Genomic DNA, 23610 nt, shown 5'->3' on the forward strand with positions numbered 1-23610 from the left:
CGTCACTCCGTTTCCAGCGTGGTCACGCAGTGCGCCAACTCGGCGGCGGTGGGCGCCTTCAGCGTCTCCACCACCCGCCCGTCCGCCATGACCATCGCGAGGTCCGCCCGCGCGGCGGCGGCCGGGTCGTGGGTGACCATCACCACCGTCTGGCCGAGGCCGTCCACCAGGTCGCGCAGCAGCCCCAGCACCTCACGGGCGGTCCGCAGATCCAGCGCGCCCGTCGGCTCGTCGGCGAACACCACCGCGGGCCGGGACACCAACGCCCGTGCGATCGCCGCGCGTTGCTGCTGCCCGCCGGACAGCTCGGCCGGGCGGTGGGCGAGCCGCCCCGCCATCCCGACCCGCTCGATCAGCCCGCTCACCCACGCCCGGTCGGGTTTCTCACCGGCCAGCCGCAGCGGCAGCAGGATGTTGTCCTCGACGGTGAGCGACGGCACCAGGTTGTAGGACTGGAAGACGAAACCCACGGAGCGCCGGCGCAGCGCGGTGCGGCGGGCCTCGTCCAGCCCGCCGATCTCCGTACCGTCGATGAAGGCGCGTCCCTCCGTCGGCGAGTCCAGACCGGCGGCGCAGTGCATCAGGGTGCTCTTGCCGGAGCCGGACGGCCCCATCACGGCGAGGAACGTGCCGCGCTCCACGGCCAGCGACACCTCGTCCAGGGCGCGGACCCCGCCGGGATACGTCTTGCTGACGCCGTCCAGCTCCACCGCCAGGGTGCGGCGGGCCGTCAGGGTCTGGTGGTCCTGGGTGCGGAAGAGCCTCATGACCGCCGCTGCCCGCGGTGGTGGACGACGAGCGCGATGCCGCACGCCAGGGTGGCCAGGCCGAAGCCGATGCCGATGAACACGTTCAGGCCCCCGACGGACGACGTCACCATGTTGGCGACCGCGAAGACCACCAGCAGCAGCCACAGCACGGGGCGGACGAACCCGGTCCCGTCCTCGGCGGGCCGGTCGGGTCGTGGTTCCCGCGGGGCCGCGAATCCACGGTAGGGATCGTCCGTCACGTCAAGCTCCTCGTACGTCGGTGCGTTGGGTGCACACCGACGCTACGAAGCGGCGCCGCCACCGGCGATCCGGCCAGCGGGAGACCCGGGGTACAGCAGGCTGTACCCCGCCCCGGGGCGGGGTGACGGCGTCTCACGCGGTGCCCTATTGTCACGCTCCAGGAGGTGGGGATGGACACGCGAGACACCACTTCGGCGACCCCCGGACCCACCCGGCCGTGGGACGCGTTCGCCCGCGCCCGGACCGCCCTGGACGCCTTCGAACACCTCGTCGGCGGGCTCGGCACGGCGATCCTGGCCCTGGTCATGCTGGTGTGGCTGACCGCCACCGCGCTCGCCTGCCTCGTCGGGGTGGGGCTGCTGCTGGTGCCCACCGCCCTGCGCGGGGTGCGGGCCGTCGCCGACCGGGAGCGCGCCCGGCTGTCCCGCTGGGGCCCGGAGATCATCGGCCCGGACCCGGTGCCCCTCCGGCTGCGGGCCGCCGTCGCGGATCGCGCCACCCGGCGGGAGCTGCGCTGGCTGGTCTGCCACGCCACCCTCGGGCTCCTCCTCGCGCTGACCGGCCTGACGCTGCCGCTCAGCGCGGCGACCGACGCCGCGTTCCCGGTGTGGTGGCGGCTGGTGCCACCGGAGGCGGCCACCCCCTCCCCCCTGCCGCTGTGGACCGTGGAGGACTGGCCCGGGGCCTTTGGGGTCTGCCTGCTGGGCCTGGGCTGGATGGCCGTCGCCGGGGGCGTGGCACCGAGCCTGGCGTGGCTCCAGGCGTGGCCCGGGCGGAGACTGCTCACCCCCGCCTCGGGGACCGACCTGGCCCTGCGCGTCGCCCAGCTCACCGCGACCCGGGCCGCCGCGCTGGACGCCCACGCCACCGAGCTGCGGCGGATCGAGCGGTCGCTGCACGACGGGACGCAGAACCGCATGGTCGCCGTCACCGTCCTGCTCGGCGCGGCCCGCCGCGCCGTGGCCCGCGACCCGTCCCGCGCCGACGCCATCCTCGAACAGGCCCAGAGCGCCGCCGAGCAGGCGCTCGCCGAACTCCGCGGCGTCGTCCGGAGCATCCTGCCGCCCGTGCTGGCCGACCGGAGCCTGACCGACGCGCTCACCGGCCTGGCCGCCGACTCCCCGGTGCCCTGCCGTATCGACGCCGACGTACCCGGCCGGTGTGCCGCGTCCGTCGAGGCCACCGCCTACTTCGTGGTGGCCGAGGCGCTGACCAACGTGGCCCGGCACAGCCACGCCCGGAACGTCAACGTCACCGTCCGCCGCCACGACGGACGACTGCGGCTGCACGTCACCGACGACGGCCGCGGGGGAGCGGACGAAGACGGCGGATCCGGGCTCCTCGGCATCCGCCGCCGCGTCGGAGCACACGACGGGACACTCGCCCTGACCAGCCCACCCGGTGGGCCCACCACCCTGGAGGTAAGCCTGCCATGCGGATTGTGATCGCCGAGGACGATCCGCTGCTGCGCGAAGGGCTCGCGCTGCTGCTGCGCGCCGAATCGCTCGACGTCGTGGCCACCACCGGCACCCCCGGCGACTTCCTGGACGCCGTCGCGGCCCACACGCCCGACGTCGCCATCGTCGACGTCCGGATGCCCCCGACCCACACCGACGAGGGGATCGCCGCGGCCGTGGAGGCCCGGCGCCGCCGCCCGGACCTGGCCGTCCTCGTGCTGTCCGCCTACGTCGAGCAGGCCTTCGCCACCGACCTCCTCGCCGAGGGCAGCGCCCGGCTCGGCTATCTGCTCAAGGAACGGGTCGGCCGGGTCGAGGAGTTCCTGACCGCGCTGCACCGGGTGGCCGACGGCGGCACCGCCATCGACCCCGAGGTCGTCGCGCAGCTCTTCGCCCGCACCCGGCCCGACACTCGGCTGGAGCGGCTCAGCCCGCGCGAACGCGATGTCCTGGAGTTGATGGCCGAAGGGCTCGGCAACACCGCCATCGCCGAACGGCTCGTCGTCACCGAGGGCGCCGTCCACAAGCACATCCGCAGCATCTTCGCCAAGCTCCAGCTGGCCCCCACCGACCGGACCGACCGGCGCGTGGCCGCCGTGCTGCACTACCTGGAGGATGCCCACCGCCGGGCCTGACCGGTGCCCCGGGGCCTGAACGGCGCCTTTGTGGGCAGCGTTCCCCCGCACGGATCGTCGACAGCTGGGAAGGCTCGTATGAGTGGCACACAGCGGTCGCGGCAGTGGTACGAGGGCGAGTCCCGCGACGCGTTCATCCACCGTGCCTGGATGCGGCGCGGCCTGCCCGACCACGCCTTCGACGGACGCCCACAGATCGTCATCTGCAACACCTGGTCCGAACTCACGCCCTGCAACAGCCACTTCCGCGAGATCGCCGACCATGTGAAACGGGGGGTGTGGGAATCCGGCGGGGTGCCGCTGGAGCTTCCGGTGCCGTCGCTGGGGGAGACCCTGCTGCGCCCGACGCTGGTCGCGGCCGCCGCCCTGCGGCCCGGCGCGGCCCCCCCCGGGAGCTGACCGCCACCGCCCGGCAGCTCGCGACCCACGCCGACCGTGGCGCCCCGCGCAGGCCCTCGGCGGGGTCGCAGGTCTCCGCCACCTACGGGGCGGCGGGCGCGCGCGGCGAGGCGCGGGCCGCCTTCCCGCACGTACGCCGCGCCCTGGACGCCCTGTCCACGGCGCGGGCCGCGGGCGCCACCGAGACCCAGGCCCGCCTCGACGCGCTGCTCACCGTGATGAGCACCCTCCAGGACACCGGCCCGCTGTACCAGGCGGGGCCGCCCGCCCTCCGGCGGGTGCAGGACGGGGCGCGCGGTGTGCTGGAGGCGGGCGGCACCGCGATGGCCCCGGGCGCCGCCGCCCTCGCCGCCTTCGACGCCGGGCTGCGCGAGACGGGCGTGGCGCCCCGGGGAAGCGCCGCGGTGTTGGCCGGGGCGCTGTTCCTGGACACGCTCCCGGCCACGGCCCGGCCCGCGGATCGCCCCCGGGGCCGGGGCCACGGGGGCGAGAGGATAGCCTTGAGGGCGCTCCACCGGACACGGGGTGCCCCCACGCGGGGGCTGAGATCACACCCGTCGAACCTGAACCAGTTCATACTGGCGGAGGGATGTCATCGATGCCACGGCCGCATGCTGCCACCGACCCGGCGCTCACCGGCGCGGAATCCGTCTTCGACGGGCGGATGCCCACCGCGCCCGGGGATCTGCGCGTCGAGGCGCGCGGGATCGCACCGGTCCCGGAAAGCCACCGCTACGGCGGGCCGGGGCGCCTGTTCACCGTGTGGTTCGCCCCCAACCTGACCATGACCGGCGTGTTCACCGGCACCGTCGGCATCTCCCTCGGCCTGGACTTCGCCACCGCGCTGGCCGCCGTCGTCCTGGGCACCCTCATCGGCGCCGTACCCACCGCGTATCTGGGCACCTGGGGCAGCCAGACCGGGGCCGGGCAGCTGCCCCTGGCGCGGTTGGCGTTCGGCCGGGGCGTGGCGGTGCCCGGCGTCCTGCAGTGGCTGTCCTCGGTCGCCTGGGACGCGCTCATCGGCCTGTTCGGCGGTGACGCGCTGGCCCGGCTGTGCGGGCTGCCGTTCTGGTTGGGGGTGCTGATCATGATGGCCGCCCAGGGGGCGCTCGGGGTGCTGGGCTACGAGGCCATCCACCGGATGCAGAAGCTGATGACCTTCGTCCTCGCCGCCGCCTTCGCCACCCTGGCCGTCCGGCTGCTCGACGGTGTCCACCCCGCCGCCACCGGGTCGGCCCACGGCGCCGACCGCGCCGGCGCGTTCGTCCTGACCAGCACGATCGCCCTGAGCCTGGCGCTGTCGTGGGCGCCGTACGCCAGCGACTTCAGCCGCTATCTGCCCCGCGCCACCTCCCGGCCGCGCATGTTCTGGTGCACGCTGCTCGGCGTCACCGTGTCCTTCGTGGCCGTCCAGGCGCTCGGGCTGTGGGGAGCCTCCGTCTTCACCGACCAGACCGCCCGCGGCGTCGACGAGGCCCTGGGCGGCGGGGCGCTCGGCGCGTTCGGCCTGCTGGCCGTGGCGCTCGCCGCGCTGTGCAGCAACGCCATGAACGACTACAGCGGCTCGCTGGCCCTGCAGACCGCCGGTGTCCGCATCCCCCGCCCGCCGGCCGCGGCCCTCGCCGCCGCCCTCGGCTTCCCGCTGGTGCTGTGGATGCACGCCGCCGACACCACCGCCCGCTTCCAGAACGTGCTGCTGTTCGTCGGCTACTGGATCCCCGGCTTCGTCGCCGTCGTGGCCGTCGACTGGTTCGCCCGCGCCCGGGCCCGGGGCGGTGCGCCGGTCGACCTGGCCGCCGAGAGCGCCCGCCCGCAGCCGTGGTGGCCCGCGCTCCTGGCGTTCGGCGCCGCCTTCGCCGCCGCGGTGCCGTTCATGGACACCAGCCTGTACACGGGCCCGGTGGCCGCCGCGCTGCACGGCGCCGACCTCGCCTACTACGCCGCGTTCCTCGCGGCGCTCATCGTCTACGTCCCGCTCAGGACCCGGCGCGGCGCGGCTCGGTGAGTCACGGCCCTCGCGGCCGCATTCGCACCTCACCCGGCATCCGGCGACCGGGCCCGGCGGCAGGCGTGGCACCCTGGGCTCCTGTTGAATTCCGCACCCCCCGAGGAGACATGCCACGTGCCGCAGAACCAGTCGGTGGAGACCATCGCCGCCCCGGCGGTGCTCGCCGAGGAACGCAGACTCCACAAGGACCTCGGCTTCTGGGGCCTGACCGCGATCGGGTTCTCCAACATCCTCGGGTCCGGCTGGCTGTTCGCGGCCCTGTACGCCGCCCAGACCGCCGGGCCCGCCGCGCTGCTGTCCTGGGTCGCGGCGGGGGTGCTGTGCGCCCTGATCGCCCTGGTCATGGTGGAGCTGGGCGCCACCCGCCCGGAGGGCGGAGGCACCGTGCGGTGGCCGCTGTACGCCAGCGGGCGGCTGGTCGGCACGATGGTCGGCTGGTCCGTCGTGCTGTCCGTCGGCGGTACGGCCGCGGAGATCAGCGCGATCATGCAGTACGCCGCGCACTATCTGCCGTGGCTCTACGACGGCGGCAGGCTCACCCTGCCGGGCCTCGGCGTGGCCGTCGCGCTGAGCGGCGTCCTCACCGCGCTCAACTGGTTCGCCGTGCGGATATTCGCCCGGCTCAACAACCTGGTGTCGGTGTTCAAGGTCGTCGTCCCCCTCGTCACCGTCGCCGCGCTGTTCCTGTCGGGCACCCACTCCGGGCGCCTCACCGAACACGGCGGCTTCGCCCCGTACGGCTACGTGGCCTGCCTCACCGCTCTCGCCGGCGGCGGCATCGTGTACTCCGTCAACGGGTTCCAGGCCCCGCTGGACTTCTCCGGCGAGGCCCGCAATCCGCGGCGTACCGTACCGGCCGCGGTGCTCACCGGCATCGGCCTCGCCGTGCTGGTCTACCTCGGGCTCCAGCTGGCGTTCCTGTACACGGTGCCGGACTCGGCGCTCGCCAACGGCTGGCAGGGGGTCAACTTCGAGTCGCCGTTCGGCCAACTCGCCCTCATCCTCAATCTGCACTGGCTGGCCACGCTGCTGTACGCGGACGCCGTGATCTCCCCGGGCGGTTCCGCCTACGTCGGGGTGGCGATCAACGCCCGGCACACCTACGCCCTGGCCAAGAACGGCCTGCTGCCCCGCTTCTTCATGCGCATCGACCCCCGCTCCGGCACGGCACGCCGGGCGCTGCTGCTCAACCTCGCGGTCATCGTCATCTTCATGCTGCCGTTCGGTGGCTGGCAGGACATCGTGAGCGTGATGGGCGACATGTATCTGCTCATCTACGCCGCCTCGGCGGTGGCCGTCGCGGTGTTCCGGGCACACGACCGGGAGCGCGGAGTGACCCGGGCGGACGGGCAGGTGCCGGGGGTGCGCTGGATCGCGCCCCTCAGCTTCGTCGTGGCCAGCGAGTTCGTGTTCTGGTCCGGCTGGCACGACTTGCGGCTCGCCCTGCCCCTCGTCCTGGTCGGGGTGCCGCTGTTCCTGCTCCAGCGGCGTGGCGCCGACGGGCTCCCCGCCCTCGGCGAGCTGCGGCACGGCGCCTGGCTGGTCTTCCACCTGGCCGCGCTGACCCTGCTGTCGTGGCTGGGCACCTTCGGCGGTTCCGGCCGCCTTCCGGCGCCGTACGACACGATCGCGGTGGGTGCCCTCGCGTTCGGCGTGTTCGCGTGGGCGGTGCGCTCGGGCGCCGCGCACCTCAGGACGGGACCGGCCGACGCGGCGCCCGCGGCCCCGCCGGTCTGAGCACCCGCCGGTCTGAGCACCCGCTGCCCGGAAATCCCCTGGCGCGGCGCCGCTCCTTTCGCCGATGATCGAAAGCCGACCGGCCGTACACGGCCCACCGCATACGGAGGATGAGGCGCGATGAGTGCCCGGAGTGTTCGCCCCCTGCCCGAGAGCACGCCCGCCGCGAAGGGAGTGGACGCCCGGGGCGTCGGCGCGTTCCTCGACGCGCTGGAGGCGGCGCCCGGTCTCGAACCGCACAGCCTGATGATCGTGCGCCACGGCCATGTGGTCGCCTCCGGCTGGTGGGCGCCGTACACTGCGGACCGGCCGCATCTGCTGTACTCCATCAGCAAGAGCTTCACCTCCACGGCGGCCGGATTCGCGGTGGCCGAGGGGCTGATGAGTCTCGACGACCCGGTGATCTCCTACTTCCCGGAGTTCGACGGCGACATCACCGACCCCCGCAGCCGGGCCATGCTCGTCCGGCACGTCGCGGCCATGTCCAGCGGGCATCTGACCGACGCCCGGGAGCAGGCGTTCACCCGCGACCCGGCCGAGCCCGTGCGCGGGTTCCTGCTGACCCCGCCCGACCGCGACCCCGGCACCGTCTTCGCCTACAACAACGCCGCCACGTACAGCCTCGCCGCGATCGTCCAGCGGGTGACCGGGCAGTCGCTCACCGACTATCTGCGGCCCCGGCTGTTCGACCCGCTGGGCATCGGCGAGACGGCCTGGATCCAGCGCCCGCCCGGCCGTGACCTCGGCTTCAGCGGCATGTACGCCACCACGGACGCCCTCGCCCGGCTGGGCCTGCTGTACCTGGGCGACGGGGTCTGGGAGGGCCGCCGACTGCTGCCCGCCGCCTGGGTGGCCGAGGCGACCCGGGCGCAGATCAGCAACGCGGACGGCACCGCGGCAGGGGCGGTGTCCGACTGGCAGCAGGGATACGGGTTCCAGTTCTGGCGGTCCCGCCACGGCTACCGGGGCGACGGGGCCTACGGGCAGTTCTGCCTGGTGCTGCCCGAACACGACGCGGTGGTCGCGATGACCACGGACACCGAGAACATGCAGGCGGTGCTGGACAAGGTCTGGCGGCATCTGCTCCCGGCGTTCGGCCCCGCGCCCCTCGACCACCGCCAGGACGACGACGCGGCCCTGCGCCGGCGGCTCGATGCCCTCGAACTCCCCACTTCGCACGAGAAGTTCACGTCACCGGGTACCGGGAGCGGGGCCACCACCTTCACCCCGGCCGGCGGTACCTGCGCGGACCAGTCCAGGCTGACGGAGGTGACGGTCGCCGCCGGTGGCGACGGCGTGTGGACCGTCTCCCTGGCGGAGGGCGCGTCCCGGCTCGATGTGCGGCTCGGCGCCCCGGGGTGGACGGTCGAGGAGGGGGCGGACGGGCGGGTGCCGACGGCGGCGAGCGGCGGCTGGACGGATCCGGACACGTTCGTGGCCGACATCGCCTTCCTGGAGACCCCGCACCACTTCGAGGTGACCTGTTCGCGGGCCGACCGGACCTTCACCGCGCGCTGGCGCACGATGCCGCTGCACCGGTCGCCGCTGACCGCGATGGGGGTTCCCCGCCGCACCGTGGGGTGAACACCCCACGGTCCACCGGCAACCATTGCCCGCTCGGCGGCGACAGTCGCATGGACGGTTCCACCGAGCTGAGGAGTGGATGTGGTCATGGCGGCCCAGAGGCGGCGCATACGAGACAACGGCGGGCGCGGACCGGGCGTGGCGATCCGGGGTGTGCCCCTCGCCCTGGCCCTGACGGTCGGCCTCGCCCCGCAGGGGCACGGCGCCGAGGCGGGCGCGGCACGGAGCGAAGTGGCCGCGACCGCCTGGGCCGACGGGTTCGCGTCGGTCAACGCGCTCGGCCAGAACGGCACGTACGGAGGCCGCGACGGCAAGACCGTGACGGTGCGGACACTGGCCGACCTGGAGAAGTACGCGACGGCCGCCGAGCCGTACGTCATCGTGGTGGCCGGGGCGATCACCATGGACCCCAAGGGCAAGGAGATCAAGGTCGCCTCGGACAAGACGATCGTGGGCCAGGGGTCCTCGGGCGAGATCGTCGGCGGCGGCTTCTTCCTCGGGCAGGGCGTGCACAACGTCATCATCCGCAATCTGACGATCCGCGACTCCTACATGGGCACGTGGAACGACAAGGAGCACGACTACGACGGCATCCAGATGGACGGCGCCCACCATGTGTGGATCGATCACAACGATCTGAAGCACATGGCCGACGGCCTGATCGACAGCCGCAAGGACACCACGTATCTCACGGTCTCGTGGAACCGGCTGGAGACGCACAACAAGGCGTTCGGCATCGGCTGGACGGAGAACACCACGGCCGACATCACCATCCATCACAACTGGTTCCGGGACACGGAGCAGCGCAACCCGTCCGCCGACAACATCGCGCACGCGCACCTGTACAACAACTACCTGCAGGACCTCCCGGGCACGGACATCGCCTCCTCCTACGGCAACTACTCGCGCGGCAACACCAAGATGGTGCTGGAGAACAGCTACTTCGAGGGGATGAAGAACCCCGTCATCAAGGACGCCACCGCCTCGATCGTCCAGCGGGGCAACACGTATCTGAACACCAGCGGCCGCAACGAGAGCGGCGGTACGGCCTTCGACCCCAAGGCGTACTACCCCTACACCCTCGACCCCGCGGCCAAGGTGCCGTCGGTCGTGCAGTCCGGCTCCGGACCCGGCGGCACCCCGGCGCGGTAGCGGACCGGGCGGACCGGGGAAGCGCGTCAGCCCCGGCGGCGCTCCCGCGTGGCGATCAGTGGCGGACGCGGGTAACGATGGAATCACCAGTTCGGGCGAACGAGAGGGCCGTGCGGGCGTACGGGGTGCCACCGGGCGCTGAGTCCCGGCCCGGCAACTCGTGCGAGGGAGGATCTCATGGATCCGTCCGACGCCTCCGGCGCCGCCGAGCCACCGCCGCTGAGCGCGCACGAGCGCCAGGAGTACGCCCGGCTGCGCGCGGCGGCGGCCGTACGCCACCGGCGCCTGCGCCACGCGGGCGCGTGCGTCCTCCTCGTCCTGGCGCTCCTGCTCGCCCCGCTCGCCGTCGTCGCCACCTGGCTGCACGAGGAGGTCACCGACCCCCAGCGGTACGTGGAGACCGTCGCCCCGATCGCCAGGGAGCCCTCCGTCCAGACCGCTGTGACCAACCGCCTCACCCATCGCGTGGTCCATCAGGTGGACGTCCCCGCCATCACGGCCCAGCTCTCCCGGAACCTGGACACCTCAGGGGCCCCGCCCGTCGTCGTGAACGGCGTCCGGGTCCTCACCGGACCGCTGGAAACCGTCCTCGGCGACGCCGTCCACCGCACCGTGCACACAGTGATCACCAGCGAGCAGTTCCCGGTGGTGTGGGACGCCGCCAACCGCCGCGCCCACGCGGCCGTCGTCAAGGTGCTCACCGGCGAGGGCAGCAGCGCCGTCCGGCCCCGGGACGACGCGATCGTCCTGGACATCGGCACCGCCGTCGACAACGTGAAGCAGCGCCTCGTCCGGGCGGGCTACGGCAACGCCGCCAAGATCCCCCACATCGACCGCCAGATCGTCCTGCTGCGGACGGACAAGCTCGACAAGGCGCAGGCCGCGATGCGTCTGCTCGACGTCGTCGGCATCTGGCTGCCGGTGGTGACGGTCGTCCTCGCCGCCTTGGCCGTATGGACCTCACCCGCGCACCGGGCCATGCTGATGGCGGCCGGGATCGGCACGGCGGTGATGATGGCCGCGCTGCTGGTCGGGCTGGCCGTGCTGCGCGGCGTCTACCTGGACTCCGTACCGCCCGCCGCGCTGCCCCGCGACGCGGCGGCCGACATCTTCGACACGCTCGTACGCTTCCTGCGCGAGAGCACCCGCACCCTCCTCGTCGTGGCGGTCGTCACCGCGCTCGCCGCCTATCTGTACGGGCCCGGCCGCGGCGCCCGGGCCGTACGCTCCGGGGCGGCCCGTGGCATCGGCGCCATCGGCCGGGCCCTGGCCCGCACCGGCGGCCGCGGCGGTGCCCGCGGCGGCCGCCCCTGACCCGCCCGGGGCTCAGCGGAACCGTTCGGCGAGAGCGGCCATGGTGTCGAGGTGGGCGAGCGTTTCCCCCTCCGGTCTCGTCGGCAGGTACAGCAGCACCCGGTCCACCCCGAGCCGTTGGTACCCCTCCAGCGCCTCGGCGGTGTCCGGCACCGCGTACACCGTCACCGGCACGTCCCGGCCCGCCACCTTGCGCAGCCGCTCGATCTGCGGGGCCAGCTTCTCGGGCGGCACGCTGTTGGCCAGCCACGCGTCGCCATGGGCGGCGATCCGGGGGAACGCGCGCTCGCCGCCGCCCACGTAGACCGGCGGATGCGGACGCTGTACGGGCTTGGGCCACTGGTAGACGGGGTCGAAGTCCACGAACTCGCCGTGGTACTCCGCCTTCTCCTTCGTCCACAGCTCGCGGATCGCCGCCAGCCGCTCGTCCACCAGACGGCCGCGGGTGGACGGGTCGGTCCCGTGGTTCTCCATCTCCTCGCGGTTCCATCCGACCCCGACGCCGAACACGGCCCGCCCGCCGGAGACCAGATCGAGGGAGGCCACCTCCTGCGCCGTGATGATGGGATCCCGCTGCGCCACCAGGGCGACACCGGTCCCCAGCAGCAGCCGCGTGGTGACCGGGGCGATGGCGCTCAGCGTGACGAACGGATCGAGCGTCCGGTAGTAGATCTCCGGCAGTTCGCCACCGCCCGGATAGGGCGAGCGGCGCTCCACCGGGATGTGGCTGTGCTCGGCGATGAAGAGCGAGTCGAACCCCCGCTCGTCGAGGGCGCGCCCCAGGGGCGCGGGCGCGATGCCCTGGTCGGTCACGAAGGTCGATACGCCAATCTTCACAGCGACTCCTCGGTCGGCGACTCCACGGTTCGGCGTGTGCGTGGGCACAGGGGTTTTCGACGGGTACCCGCGTGACCGCCCGCCACACCTGATCCGTCAGCGAGCCGTCGTCGGCCGCGACATGCGACCGGAGGTCGGCAGTTCTTCAACTGATCGGCACATCCATTCCACAGAAGTCGCGTGTACGGCGTGCTGCCGGCGGCGAGCGGCCCCGGGGCGCGGCGGCTGCGCCCGGGTATGCGCGGTTTCCGCGCGGAGACGGAGCGACGGTGCGGCGCGAGTTGTGACGTTCGCGTGCGGGGCCGGTGCCGGTCACGTGGGCGCGCGTGCACGCCATGTGATCGGAAAGTTGGCGGAATGCGTAGTTCCGGATGCCCCGTGATTCGAAGGCGGCCGGCACGCGTGGTTACATCCTTCCGCGCCGAGACGTTCCCGGAGCCCGGCATCCAGCGGGATGGGAACGTGCCGCGGTGGCCGGTGGCGAAGCCGCACGCGTGGCGGCGACCATCGGCTGTGGAAGCTCGTTTAGAGATACGTATCCAAGGGAGACGCAGTAATGAACAACGCACCCAAGGTCGCGACCCAGGAGATCTCCGACGCTGAGCTGGACAACGTGGCCGGCGGTCTGGGCGCTGTGGGCGACGCCCTGGGCACCGTGCACTCCGTCACCGGTCCCATCACCGGCCCGGTCACCGGCGCCGTGGGCACCGTCACCGGCACCGTCGACGGCCTGACCGGCCTGAACACCTCCGGCATCGTCGGCACGGTCGCCGGTCTCTGAGGCCACCGCGTCACCCCATGCCCCGGGCCTGACTGGCCCGGGGCATGCGCGGTCCCCGGCACCCGCCACTCCCGGACCGCCCCCCCCGACCCGTTCCCCCGCGCCCCGGCCGGTTGAGGAAAGACTCCCGTGCAGTTCCGCCAGCAGGCCCTTTCCAAGCTCCAGTCGGCAGACGACATCGACCTGCCGGTCCGTTACGCCCGCCCCCAGGGCTGGCTCGCGCTGACGGTCACCCTCGTCGTCATGGCCGCGGCCGCCGTCTGGGCTGTGACCGGCAGCGTGGCGGACACCCTGAACGCCTCCGGCATCCTCACCCACGGCCAGGGCAGCTATGTGCTGCAGAGCCCGGTCGGGGGACAGGTCACCGCCGTGCTCGCCGAGGAGGGCGGCACGGTGCGCGCGGGCGCCCCGCTGGTGAAGGTCCGTAAGCCCGACGGTGGCAGCACGGTCGTGCGCGCCCTCGCCGCGGGCCGCCTCACCACCCTCTCCGCATCGATCGGTTCGGTCCTGAACACCGGCGCGGACGTCGCCTCCGTGGAGCGCGTCCGCCACTCCCGCGACCCGCTGACCGCGACCCTCTACGTCCCGGCGGAGCGGGCGGCATCGGTGCCCGCGGGCGCGGACGTCGACCTCAGCGTGCAGTCGGCGCCCTCCCGGACGTACGGCGTGCTGCGCGGCCAGGTGCAGGCGGTCGGCCGGACCGCCCAGTCGCGCCAGCAGATCGGTGCCTTCCTCGGCAGCGCACAACTCGGCGAGGAATTCTCCAAGGACGGCCCGCCGGTCGCGGTGGCGGTACGCCTCGACCGGTCCTCCGCCACCCGCTCCGGCTACCGCTGGTCCTCGCCCAAGGGCCCGCCGTTCGCCCTCGGCTCCATGACCCTGACCGACGGAACCATCCACCTGGCCGCCCGTCACCCCGTCGATTGGCTGCTCCCGTGACCACGACGAACTCCACGCACGACGGCGGCGGGCCGCCCCGCCCCGCGCCCGCCGGGACCAGCGGGCGCCGCCGCCCCGAACCGGCCCGTGGACGGCGGCGCGCCCCGCGCCGGGGGAGCGGCCCGAAGAAGTCGCGGCGACGGACCGTACGCACCCCCACCGTGCTCCAGATGGAGGCGCTGGAGTGCGGCGCCGCGTCGCTCGCCATGGTGCTCGCCCACTACGGCCGCCACGTACCGCTGGAGGAGCTGCGGATCGCCTGCGGCGTCTCCCGCGACGGATCCCGGGCCAGCAACCTGCTGAAGGCCGCCCGCGGCTACGGGCTGCGCGCCAAGGGCATGCAGATGGAACCGGAGGCGCTGGCCGAGGTCCAGGCCCCGGCGATCCTGTTCTGGGAGTTCAACCACTACGTCGTCTACGACGGCATGGGACGGCGGTTCGGCAAGCGCGGCGTCCACATCAACGACCCCGACAAGGGGCGCCGCTTCGTCACCACCGAGGAGTTCGGCTCGAGCTTCACCGGGGTCTGCCTGGTCTTCGAACCCGAGGACGACTTCCGCCGCGGCGGACGCCGCCCCGGCGTCCTGGACGCCCTGCCCGCGCGGCTGCGCGGCACCGGCGGCACCCTGCTGGCCTCGCTGCTGGCCAGCCTGCTGCTGGTGGTGGTGGGCGCCACGGTGCCCGCGCTCAGCCGCACCTTCATCGACACCTTCATCGTCGGCGGCCAGACCTCGATGCTGCCACCGCTGTTCGCGTCCATGGCCGTGGCGGTGGTGCTGACCGCGGTGCTGACCGGCGTCCAGCAGGCGAACCTGCTGCGCGGACGCATCATCTCCTCCACCCTCGGCAGCGCACGGTTCCTGCGCCATCTGCTGCGGCTGCCCGTCACGTTCTTCGCCCAGCGCAGCCCCGCCGACCTGGTGCAGCGCCTGCGGTCCAACGACACCGTCGCCGAAACCCTCGCCCGCGACCTGGCCGCGGCGGCGGTCGACGGGATCGTGGTGGTCCTGTACGCCGTGCTGCTGTGGACCTACGACCCCCAGCTCACCATGGTGGGCGTCGGGCTCGCGCTGCTCAACGTGGTCGCGATGCGCGTCGTGATACGGCTGCGCGCCACCAGGACCCAGAAGCTGCGCGCCGACACCGCGCGGCTGACCACCACCGCGTACACCGGGCTCCAGCTCATCGAGACGATGAAGGCCACCGGCGGTGAGAGCGGCTACTTCCGCCGCTGGGCCGGTCAGCACGCCATCACCCTGGAGGAACAGCAGCGCCTCGGCGTACCGAGCGCGGCGCTGGGCGTGGTGGCGCCCACCCTCGCCACCCTCAACAGCGCGCTCATCCTGTGGATCGGCGGGCTGCGGGCCGTCGAGGGCCATCTCTCGATCGGGCTGCTGGTCGCCTTCCAGGCGCTGGTCACCCGCTTCACCGCGCCCATCACCCGGCTGAACGGCGTGGCGGGGCGCATCCAGGACTTCTCCGCCGACGTGGCACGGCTCAAGGACGTGGAGCGCTTCCCCGCGGACACCCTCCACACCCGCGACGAGGGGCAGCCGGACGCCGACGGCGCCCGCCGCCTCACCGGCCATGTGACGCTGGAAAACATCACCTTCGGCTACAACCCGCTGGACGAGCCGCTGCTGCGCGGCTTCTCGCTGTCCGTCGGCCCCGGCCGCCAGGTGGCGCTGGTCGGCGGCTCCGGCAGCGGCAAGTCCACCGTGTCCCGGCTGGTCTCCGGCCTCTACAGCCCCTGGGAGGGGGCCATCCGCATCGACGGGCAGCGGCTGGAGGACATCCCCCGCGGCCGGCTCGCCGCCTCCGTGTCCTTCGTCGACCAGGACGTGTTCCTGTTCGAGGGGACGGTGCGGGACAACGTGGCGCTGTGGGATCCGTCGATCCCGGACGACGCGGTGGTGGCCGCCCTGCGGGACGCGGCCCTCTACGACGACGTCATCGCCCGCCGCCCCGGCGGCATCCACTGCCGGGTCGAGCAGGACGGCCGCAACTTCTCGGGCGGACAGCGGCAGCGGCTGGAGATCGCCCGGGCCCTGGTCCGCCGCCCCAGTGTGCTGGTCCTGGACGAGGTGACCAGCGCCCTGGACGCGCGGACCGAGCAGACCGTCATGGACAGCCTGCGCCGCCGCGGCTGCGCGTGCGTGGTGATCGCCCACCGGCTCAGCACCGTCCGGGACAGCGACGAGATCCTCGTCCTGGACCGCGGCACGGTCGTGGAGCGCGGACGGCACGAGGACCTCGCGGTCGCCGGGGGCCCGTACGCCGAGCTGATGAAGGAGCACTGACATGGCGTCCGCACACCCGCCGGCGGCCGAGGCCATGGACACGGGCGGCGGCGACGCGGTGGTGCGGGCGCTGGGCGCCCTCGGCACCCCCGTCGACGGCGCCGGACTGCGCAGCCTCCCGCTGGAGGGCCCGCAGGTGCTCTGGCTCGTCGTCGAAGGCGCCCTGGACCTCTTCGCGGTCGACGCCGCCGAGGAGGGGCAGTGGCACTTCCTCGGCCGCCTGGAGACGGGCGCCGCGCTGCCCGGCCCCGTCGAGGGCCCGCGCCACACCCTGGTGGGGCGGCCCTCGCAGGACTGCGCGGTGCGCCGCATCCCGCTGCGCGAGCTGTACCGGCCGGAGCGGTACGACGCGTACGGCGCCCCCGAGGACACCGCGTACGACACCGCGTACGACACCGCGTACGACAACGTGGCGCCGACACCGCTGGAACACGCCGTGGCGCTCGGCATCAGCCGCAGCCTCGGCGTGCTGTTCCAGGCCCCGCTGGACGGGGGAGCGCCACCCGGCGAGGAGGCGGCCGACGAGAACCTGCTGTGGCTCCCGGTGCCGCCCGGCAGCGTGCGCTACGGCGCCGAGTACAGCGCCCAGGCCGCCGGCGACCTGCTCATCGACGGCGCGCTGTGGCAGCGGATGGTCAACCAGCAGTACCGGCTCGGCACCGCCGTGGACCGCTGGATCGACACCCTGGAGCGGGCCCACGCGGACCGCACGGCCGCCGGGATCCGGGCCGGTGAGGCCGTCCGCTCACGCGCCGACGAGGCGCTGATCGCGTCCATCGGAGGCCCCCGGCACTCGGCCGGGGCCGCCGACAGCACCGACGACGCCGTGTACGCCGTCTGCCGGGCCGTGGCGGACGCCGCCGGGATCACCCTCGCCGAACCGCAGAAGGGCCCCGTCGCCGACGACCGTACGGACCCGGTGGAGCGCATCGCGGCCCACGCGCGCGTCCGCACCCGGGCCGTCCGGCTGGAGGGCCGCTGGTGGCGCGAGGACGCGGGCCCCCTGGTGGGCTATCGCGCCCTGTCCGGGGCGCCGGTGGCGCTGCTGTGGCGGCGCGGCCGGTACGAGGCCGTCAACCCCGCCTCGGGCCTGCGGATACGCATCGGCCGCGGCACCGCGGAGGAGTTCGAGCCGCGCGCCGTGATGTTCTACCGGCCGCTGCCCGAGCGGCCGATGACGATGTGGCGGCTGCTGCGCTTCACCGCCCGGGGCTCCGCCCCGGACCTGCGCGGTCTGTGCGCCGCCGGGCTGGTGACGGTGGCGCTCGGCGCGCTGGTGCCGGTCGCCACCGGCCAGGTGCTCGGTACGTTCGTGCCGCGCGCCGAGAAGGACCCGATCGTCCAGATCGCCCTGGCGCTGATCGTCTCCAGTGTCGTCGCCGCGTCCTTCCTGCTGCTCCAGAACCTGACCCTGCTGCGGCTGGAGGGACGGCTGGAGAGCACGCTGCAGCCCGCCGTCTGGGACCGGCTGCTGCGGCTGCCCACCACGTTCTTCGCCGAGCGCTCCACCGGCGAACTGGCCAGCGCCGCCATGGGCATCAGCACCATGCGCCGGGTGCTGTCCGGCACCGCCCCGGTGGTCCTCCAGGCCGGGACCGTCGGCGCGATGAACTTCGCCCTGCTGCTGTTCTTCAGCGTGCGACTCGCGCTCGCCGTGCTGGCCATGCTGCTGGTCATCTGCGGCATCTTCCTCGCCATGGGCCTGTGGCAGGTGCGCTGGCAGCGGCGGCTGGTGGAGACCGAGAACAAGCTCAACAACCAGGCGTTCCAGACCCTGCGCGGACTGCCCAAACTGCGGGTCGCCGCGGCCGAGAACTACGCCTACGCGGCCTGGGCCCGCGGCTTCGCCCGCTCCCGCGACCTGCACCAGCGCACCGGGCGCATCAAGAACCTCACCCAGGTCCTCGACGCGGTCTATCTTCCGCTGTGCTCGCTCATCGTGTTCCTGCTGCTGGCCGGTCCGGCCCGGGGCAGCATGTCGGCGGGCGGCTTCCTGACGTTCAACACCTCCGTCACCATGCTGCTGACCTCCGTCACCCAGCTCACCAACTCCCTGGTGTCCGTGGTCGCCGTGCTGCCCATGTTCGAGGAGGTCAAGCCGATCCTGGACGAGCCGCCCGAGGTGCGCGGCGGCAGCGCGCAGCCCGGCCCCCTCTCCGGTGCCCTCCAGGCCAGGAACCTCACCTTCCGGTACGGCGCCGACGGCCCGCTGGTCCTCGACGATGTGTCCCTGGAGATCCGGCCCGGCGAGTTCGTGGCCGTCGTCGGCCCCAGCGGCTGCGGCAAGTCCACGCTGCTGCGGCTCCTCATCGGCTTCGAGCGGCCGGTGTCCGGCAGCGTGCTCTACGACGGCCAGGACCTCGCCGCCCTCGACCAGGCCGCGGTGCGCCGCCAGTGCGGGGTGGTGCTCCAGAACGCGCAGCCGCTGGGCGGCACCGTCCTCGACTGCATCCGCGGCGCCGAGCCGTTCACCCCCGAGGAGGCCATGGCGGCCGCCGAACTCGCCGGCCTGGCCGAGGACATCCGCCAGATGCCCATGGGGCTCCACACGATGATCTCCGGCAGCGGCGCCATCTCCGGCGGCCAGCGCCAGCGCCTGATGATCGCCCAGGCGCTCATCCGCCGGCCGCGCGTCCTGTTCTTCGACGAGGCCACCAGCGCCCTCGACAACGAGACCCAGCGCATCGTCATCGACAGCACCCGCCGCCTCAACGCCAGCCGACTGGTGATCGCCCACCGGCTGTCGACCGTCATGGACGCCGACCGTGTGCTCGTCATGGAGGAGGGCCGGGTCGTCGAACAGGGCGCCCCGGCCGAGCTGATGGCCAGGCCCGGCGGAAAGCTCCACGAGTTGGTGCGGCGCCAGCTGACCTAGGGGTGCCCTGTGGTAGCCGAGCCATTCGTACAGCAGGCCGCTGCCACCACCGACGACGAGGGCGAAGCAGCGCAGATCCGTCACGGCCGCCGGCGGCGGCCTCGGGGGAGTGGAGGTCATGGCCCGACCGTAGGCGGGCGCCGAAGGGCGCGGGATCGGGCCGAGGTCGGCCGGGCGGTGACCGAAGTCGGCGGTGAGCCGCCCCGGGTCGTACGTGAGTATCCGGCCGGCGCACGGCGGGCCGCTCGCGGGCCGGGCCCGCGTACATGGCCGGGATACGCGCCGTATCCACCGCACCCGCCGGGACCGGGCCGCCGAACAGGTGGCCCGGGGACCCGGTGCTCGCACCCGCCGTCACCCGCCGCCTCGTCGAGCAGGTGACGGGTGGCGGCGGGCAGGAGGAGCGGGCGGCCACCGCCCGGGCCCGGCCGGCGCTCCCGGGCGACCGGGAGCGGGACGTGGCCCGGTCGGACGGGGCCGCTCCAACGCGGAGATCGCACGCGAACTGCGTCTCGCGCTGCCGACGGTGAAAGCGCACGTGTCGCGGATCCTGACCCGGCTGGGCCCCAACAACCGCGTCCAGATCGCGCTGCTCGTCCACGACGCCGGGGACTGAACCCCACGACGGCCCGGCTACGGCTTGCGGGCGACCGCCCCGTACATGGCGATGTCCTCGTCCTTGATGCCCTCGGTGCTCCTGGCGTCCGGATGCCACTTGTGCACCTGGGCGACACCGGGCTCGACCAGTTCGAGCCCGTCGAAGAACCGCGCGGCCTCGGCCTCGGTACGCAGCCGCATGGGCATGTCGCGCGCCGCGTACTCGCGGGCGACGCGGCCCACCTCCTCGGGGGCGAAGTCCGCGGTGCCGACGGACATCGCCAGATAGCTGCCCGACGGCAGCGGTTCCAGAAGCCGGTTGACGATCCCGTAGGCGTCGTCCTCGTCGAGGACGAAGTGCACGATGGCGATGACCGTCAGGGCGACCGGCTTGCCGAGGTCGAGGGTGTCGCGCAGCTCCGGCGCGCCCAGGATGGCGGCGGGGTCGCGCATGTCCGCCTCGACGTAGGTGGTCTTCCCCTCGGGCGTGCTGGACAGCAGGCCCTGGGACAGGGTGAGGACGATCGGGTCGTTGTCCACGTACACGACCCGGGAGTCCGGGGCGACCGCCTGGGCTATCTCGTGGAGGTTGGGGGAGGTGGGGATGCCGGTCCCGATGTCGAGGAACTGCCGGACGCCCGCCTCCTCCGCCAGATAGCGCACGGCCCGGTTCATGAAGTCGCGGTTGGCCCGCATGTGGATCGGCAGGGCGGGCCACTCCCGTGCCATGGCGTCGCCCGCCTCCTTGTCGGCGGGGTAGTAGTCCTTGCCACCGATGATGTAGTCGTAGATCCGCGCAGAATGTGCGCTCTCGGTGTCAATCCGTTCGGCCGGCCATCCGTTGTCGCGCAACGCCCGCCCCTCCCATCGAAACGTCGGTCACATGTCCAGGGCCCGTCACAGCTCCTCGCGGATCTCACTGAGCAGGGCCTCGGTCTTCTGCGCGGGCGCCGACTGGGCGCTCACCCGGTCCAGAGCCTCGCGGTACACCACCACGTCGTCCGCCTTGTCCAGGTAGACCGCCCCGATGAGCCCGCCCAGGTAGACGATGTCAGGCAACTCGGCGGCCTGGAACCGGAAGATGTGGAACGCGCCGGCCGGCATCGCCGGATGCGGTCCGTTGCTGAACGGCATGATCTGCAGGGTCACATGCGGCAGCGCGTTCACCGCGATCAGATGGTCGATCTGGGCGCGCATCACGGCCGCGCCGCCGACCGGCCAGCGCAGCACGGTCTCGTCCATCACCACCCACAGCCGGGGCGGGGACTCACGGGACAGCAGCTCCTGGCGCCGCATGCGCAGGGCGATCCTGCGCTCGGTGGCGCCGGCGGGGACGTGCGGATTGCCCGAGGCCAGCAGGGCGCGGGCGTAGTCCTCGGTCTGCAGCAGGCCATGGACGAACTGCGGCTCGTACGCGCGGATCTGCAGCGCCGCCTGCTCCAGGCTCAGATACGCGGCGAACCAGTCCGGCATCACATCGCGGTAGACGTGCCACCAGCCGCGCTTGTTGGCCTCGCGGACCGACTTCAGAAAGGTGTCGATCTCGCGCTGGTCCGTGACGCCGTACGTCTGGAGCAGCTTCTCGACGTCCGCGAGCCGCAGCCGGGCCACCTTCGCGGCTTCCATCCTGCGGATCGTCGAGTGGCTGACGCCGATCGCCGCGCCCGCCTCGTCGTAGCTGAGCCCGGACCGGGTCCGCAGCTCCTCGAGCTGCTTGCCGAGGATCATGCGGAGGACGGAGGGAGCGCCGCCCCATGCGGATTCCGCCGCCACTCCCTGCCTCCTCACGCCGTGTTCCACGGCCGCAGTCTGTCACGATCACCCATCGTCGCCGCATCTGCATCCAACGACTTGCAAATTTCAAGTTACCTCTTGCAACTCGTTCATGGCAGATGACACAGTGGACAAGCCGTCACCGACTGTGTGACTCCGCGGGAGTTGACCCGCGGTGCCGGGGGAAACGTCGGACGGGTCGGACCGATTCGAGCCCCGGCGACGGCGGAACGTTCGCGTGTGTACGTCGGTAGGCACCGGGCAGTGCAGGACCGGCGCTGCCCACAGTGCGCAGGCAGACGAAAGGCGACCGATCGTGGTTCCCCCCACCCTCCCCCTGCCTTCGGCCCACATGCCGCGGAAGAAGTCCGCGCATTCCACGAGCGGCCCGCCGGGGCTTCCGCGCGGCGCGCGCCGTGGACGGCTGGCCCTCCCCGCCGACCTGTCCGCCGGGCTGGGCTACGACGCGGTCGGGATGTCCGCGGAGCACGGGAAGCGGGTCATGGACCGGCTGCCCCGCATCGGCTGCGTCTTCGCCTGCGACGAGTACTGGTGGTGGATCGTGCCCGCCGGATCGCACATCGGGCTGGTGTGGCCGAGCGTCACCAGCTATTCGGTCGGGGCGTACGTGGGCCCGCCGAGCGGTCCGCGCACCGCCAGGACGTCCCGTAACCTCCGCCTCGTGCACCGGCCGGAGGGCGGCTCGCCGTACACGCCCCCCATTCCCCTCTACTTCCTGGCCTGCCACATCGCCGGTGTCATGCCGCGCTGGTCGGTCGCCGAGTAGCGGCCCGTGGCTCCGGCGGTCAGCGGGAGCGGTAGTGCGCCACCGCGTCCTGGGCGAGCTTCTGCGAGATCCGCAGGGCCGTGCGCACCGACTTCTCGCCGGCGATGGCCGCGCTGATCTGCGCGGAGACCTTGTTCCCCAGGTCGGCGAACTGCGGGATGCCGACGAACGAGATGCCCTGGTAGGGGCGCGGGCCGACGCCCGGGTTCCTGGGGTCGGCGGAGTCCTTCACCGCCGCGTACTCCTGCCGGTACCAGGCGGCGGCCGCCTTCTGATAGTTGGGGTTGGTGTAGAGCGACTTCCGGCTGCCGGCGGGGGCCTCGTTCCAGCCGAGGGTGTTGCCGATCTGCGCCTGGTACTGCTTCGAGGAGGCCCAGGAGATGAACTTCCAGGCGGCGTCCTTCTTCTTGGAGGCGGTCTCGACACCCCAGGCCCAGGTCCACAGCCACCCCGCCCTGCGGGTGAGTTCGTGCGGGGCGGGGGCGTAGCCGACCTTGCCCTTGACCGTGGAGCCGTCGGCCTCGATCGACGTGGCCAGCGAGCTGGCGTCGTACATCATGGCGCATTTGCCCTGGGAGAAGTCGGCGAGGATTTCCAGGACGCCGCTGCGCGCGGCGCCGGGCTCGCCGTACTTGCGGACCAGGCCGACGTAGAACTGGATCGCCTTGGTGAACTCCGGTGAGGTGAGCCGGGCGTTCCACTGCATGTCGTACCAGGAGCCGCCGAAGGTGTTGACCACGGTGTTGATGGGGGCGAGATTCTGGCCCCAGCCGGGCAGTCCGCGCAGGCAGATGCCGCTCGCGCCGTCGGTGCCGTCGATCTTGGCCGCGAGCGAGGCGACCTGCCTCCAGGTCGGATCGCGCGGCATGGCCAGCCCGCTCTTGCGGAAGAGGTCCTTGCGGTACATCAGGAAGGAGCCCTCACCGTAGAAGGGCTCGGCGTAGATCTTGCCGTCGGCGCCGGTCACGGCCGTGAGCAGGCTGGGGAAGATGTCCTTCTGGTCGAAGCTCTTGTCGGCCTTCTCGTAGGAATCCAGCGGGGCGAGCCAGTGGTTCCTGGAGTAGGTCGGCACCTCGTACGCGCTCACGCTCGCCACGTCGTACTTCGCGTCCTGCCGCGCGAACTCCTGGTTCATCCTGTTCCGCGCCTCGTTCTCCGGAAGCAGCGTGTAGTCGACGGTGATGCCGGTCCGCGAGGTGAAGTACTTCTTCGTGTACTGCTTCAGGGTCACCATCTGGGGATTCTTGGTGGCGAGCACGTGGATGGTCTGCTTTCCGCCGCCGGAGGACCGCACGCCGGTGCCCTGGCAGCCGGAGATCGCCAGAGCCGCGGCGAGCGTGGTCGCGGTGGCCGCGCGGGTGAGGAGAAGACGTTTCATCGCACTCCGATGGTCACGGTGAGCGCATCGGATCCTTCCAGAACACC

The 23610-nt window shown here is 72.8% G+C and carries 18 protein-coding genes, 3 pseudogenes and 1 riboswitch; of the genes and pseudogenes, 15 read left to right on the top strand and 6 right to left on the bottom strand.

Going from position 1 to position 23610, the window contains the following annotated elements; all coding sequences use genetic code 11:
• Nucleotides 1–2: 2 nt before the first annotated feature.
• Both ASC60_RS17825 and ASC60_RS17830 read right to left on the bottom strand, forming a co-directional pair.
• Nucleotides 3–767 (bottom strand): ABC transporter ATP-binding protein, encoded by a 765-nt coding sequence (locus ASC60_RS17825; protein WP_055552038.1) that lies wholly within the window; start codon nucleotides 765–767, stop codon nucleotides 3–5.
• The gene (locus ASC60_RS17830; protein ID WP_055552040.1) at nucleotides 764–1009 is read right to left on the bottom strand and encodes a hypothetical protein; all 246 of its coding nucleotides are present in this window, start codon (nucleotides 1007–1009) and stop codon (nucleotides 764–766) included. The genes ASC60_RS17825 and ASC60_RS17830 overlap by 4 nt, the downstream gene beginning before the upstream one ends.
• A 171-nt stretch (nucleotides 1010–1180) precedes the next feature.
• Here ASC60_RS17830 and ASC60_RS17835 point away from each other — a divergent pair, with 171 nt between their 5' ends.
• The 9 genes and pseudogenes from ASC60_RS17835 (at nucleotide 1181) to ASC60_RS17875 (ending at nucleotide 11296) form a co-directional block, all read left to right on the top strand.
• Entirely contained in the window at nucleotides 1181–2455 is a 1275-nt protein-coding gene (locus ASC60_RS17835; protein WP_055552042.1) for a sensor histidine kinase, read from the top strand.
• Nucleotides 2443–3102 carry a response regulator transcription factor gene (locus tag ASC60_RS17840; RefSeq protein WP_055552044.1) on the top strand — a complete coding sequence of 220 codons (660 nt, stop codon included), beginning with the start codon at nucleotides 2443–2445 and terminating at the stop codon, nucleotides 3100–3102. The genes ASC60_RS17835 and ASC60_RS17840 overlap by 13 nt, the downstream gene beginning before the upstream one ends.
• Nucleotides 3103–3180: 78 nt before the next feature.
• Nucleotides 3181–3450: pseudogene (locus ASC60_RS17845) on the top strand (dihydroxy-acid dehydratase); the annotation flags it as partial.
• Nucleotides 3451–3950: pseudogene (locus tag ASC60_RS39355) on the top strand (triphosphoribosyl-dephospho-CoA synthase); the annotation flags it as partial. It lies immediately after the preceding pseudogene.
• Between the two features lie 62 nt (nucleotides 3951–4012).
• A riboswitch (TPP riboswitch) is annotated at nucleotides 4013–4108 on the top strand.
• Nucleotides 4100–5506 carry a cytosine permease gene (locus ASC60_RS17855; protein ID WP_055552049.1) on the top strand — a complete coding sequence of 469 codons (1407 nt, stop codon included), beginning with the start codon at nucleotides 4100–4102 and terminating at the stop codon, nucleotides 5504–5506. It overlaps the preceding riboswitch by 9 nt.
• Before the next feature lie 117 nt (nucleotides 5507–5623).
• Nucleotides 5624–7246 (top strand): APC family permease, encoded by a 1623-nt coding sequence (locus tag ASC60_RS17860; protein ID WP_055552051.1) that lies wholly within the window; start codon nucleotides 5624–5626, stop codon nucleotides 7244–7246.
• 120 nt (nucleotides 7247–7366) lie between these two features.
• On the top strand, nucleotides 7367–8830 hold the full coding sequence (locus tag ASC60_RS17865) for a serine hydrolase (protein ID WP_055552053.1): 1464 nt from the start codon (nucleotides 7367–7369) through the stop codon (nucleotides 8828–8830).
• A gap of 87 nt (nucleotides 8831–8917) precedes the next feature.
• Nucleotides 8918–9982, top strand: a complete 1065-nt coding sequence (locus ASC60_RS17870) for a pectinesterase (protein ID WP_055552468.1) — start codon at nucleotides 8918–8920, stop codon at nucleotides 9980–9982.
• A gap of 177 nt (nucleotides 9983–10159) precedes the next feature.
• On the top strand, nucleotides 10160–11296 hold the full coding sequence (locus ASC60_RS17875) for a hypothetical protein (protein WP_199830984.1): 1137 nt from the start codon (nucleotides 10160–10162) through the stop codon (nucleotides 11294–11296).
• Nucleotides 11297–11308: 12 nt separating this feature from the next.
• On the opposite strand, the gene ASC60_RS17880 is transcribed toward ASC60_RS17875, so the two are convergent.
• Nucleotides 11309–12133 (bottom strand): LLM class F420-dependent oxidoreductase, encoded by an 825-nt coding sequence (locus ASC60_RS17880; RefSeq protein WP_055552055.1) that lies wholly within the window; start codon nucleotides 12131–12133, stop codon nucleotides 11309–11311.
• 556 nt (nucleotides 12134–12689) lie between these two features.
• Here ASC60_RS17880 and ASC60_RS17885 point away from each other — a divergent pair.
• From ASC60_RS17885 to ASC60_RS42255, 5 genes and pseudogenes are all read left to right on the top strand, one after another.
• Complete coding sequence (locus ASC60_RS17885) at nucleotides 12690–12914, top strand: hypothetical protein (RefSeq protein WP_055552056.1); 225 nt, start codon at nucleotides 12690–12692, stop codon at nucleotides 12912–12914.
• A gap of 129 nt (nucleotides 12915–13043) precedes the next feature.
• Complete coding sequence (locus tag ASC60_RS17890) at nucleotides 13044–13853, top strand: HlyD family efflux transporter periplasmic adaptor subunit (protein ID WP_055552058.1); 810 nt, start codon at nucleotides 13044–13046, stop codon at nucleotides 13851–13853.
• Nucleotides 13850–16153: an NHLP family bacteriocin export ABC transporter peptidase/permease/ATPase subunit gene (locus ASC60_RS17895; protein WP_079038458.1), complete on the top strand. Its 2304-nt coding sequence runs from the start codon at nucleotides 13850–13852 to the stop codon at nucleotides 16151–16153. Before ASC60_RS17890 ends, ASC60_RS17895 begins: the two co-directional genes overlap by 4 nt.
• Nucleotide 16154: 1 nt before the next feature.
• The gene (locus tag ASC60_RS17900) at nucleotides 16155–19028 is read left to right on the top strand and encodes an NHLP bacteriocin export ABC transporter permease/ATPase subunit (protein ID WP_079038459.1); all 2874 of its coding nucleotides are present in this window, start codon (nucleotides 16155–16157) and stop codon (nucleotides 19026–19028) included.
• A gap of 329 nt (nucleotides 19029–19357) precedes the next feature.
• Nucleotides 19358–19644: pseudogene (locus ASC60_RS42255) on the top strand (response regulator transcription factor); the annotation flags it as partial.
• Between the two features lie 17 nt (nucleotides 19645–19661).
• Here the strand turns inward: ASC60_RS42255 and ASC60_RS17905 are convergent.
• Nucleotides 19662–20477 (bottom strand): SAM-dependent methyltransferase, encoded by an 816-nt coding sequence (locus ASC60_RS17905; RefSeq protein ID WP_055552061.1) that lies wholly within the window; start codon nucleotides 20475–20477, stop codon nucleotides 19662–19664.
• 45 nt (nucleotides 20478–20522) lie between these two features.
• The gene (locus ASC60_RS17910) at nucleotides 20523–21398 is read right to left on the bottom strand and encodes a helix-turn-helix transcriptional regulator (RefSeq protein ID WP_055552063.1); all 876 of its coding nucleotides are present in this window, start codon (nucleotides 21396–21398) and stop codon (nucleotides 20523–20525) included.
• 316 nt (nucleotides 21399–21714) lie between these two features.
• Here ASC60_RS17910 and ASC60_RS17915 point away from each other — a divergent pair, with 316 nt between their 5' ends.
• Nucleotides 21715–22185, top strand: a complete 471-nt coding sequence (locus tag ASC60_RS17915; protein WP_055552064.1) for a hypothetical protein — start codon at nucleotides 21715–21717, stop codon at nucleotides 22183–22185.
• 19 nt (nucleotides 22186–22204) lie between these two features.
• Here the strand turns inward: ASC60_RS17915 and ASC60_RS17920 are convergent, their stop codons facing one another.
• Nucleotides 22205–23563, bottom strand: coding sequence for an ABC transporter substrate-binding protein (locus ASC60_RS17920; RefSeq protein ID WP_055552066.1), 1359 nt, complete (start codon nucleotides 23561–23563; stop codon nucleotides 22205–22207).
• Between the last annotated feature and the right edge of the window lie 47 nt (nucleotides 23564–23610).

It is taken from the genome of Streptomyces sp. NBRC 110028, from assembly GCF_001417735.1.
Lineage (GTDB): Bacteria > Actinomycetota > Actinomycetes > Streptomycetales > Streptomycetaceae > Streptomyces.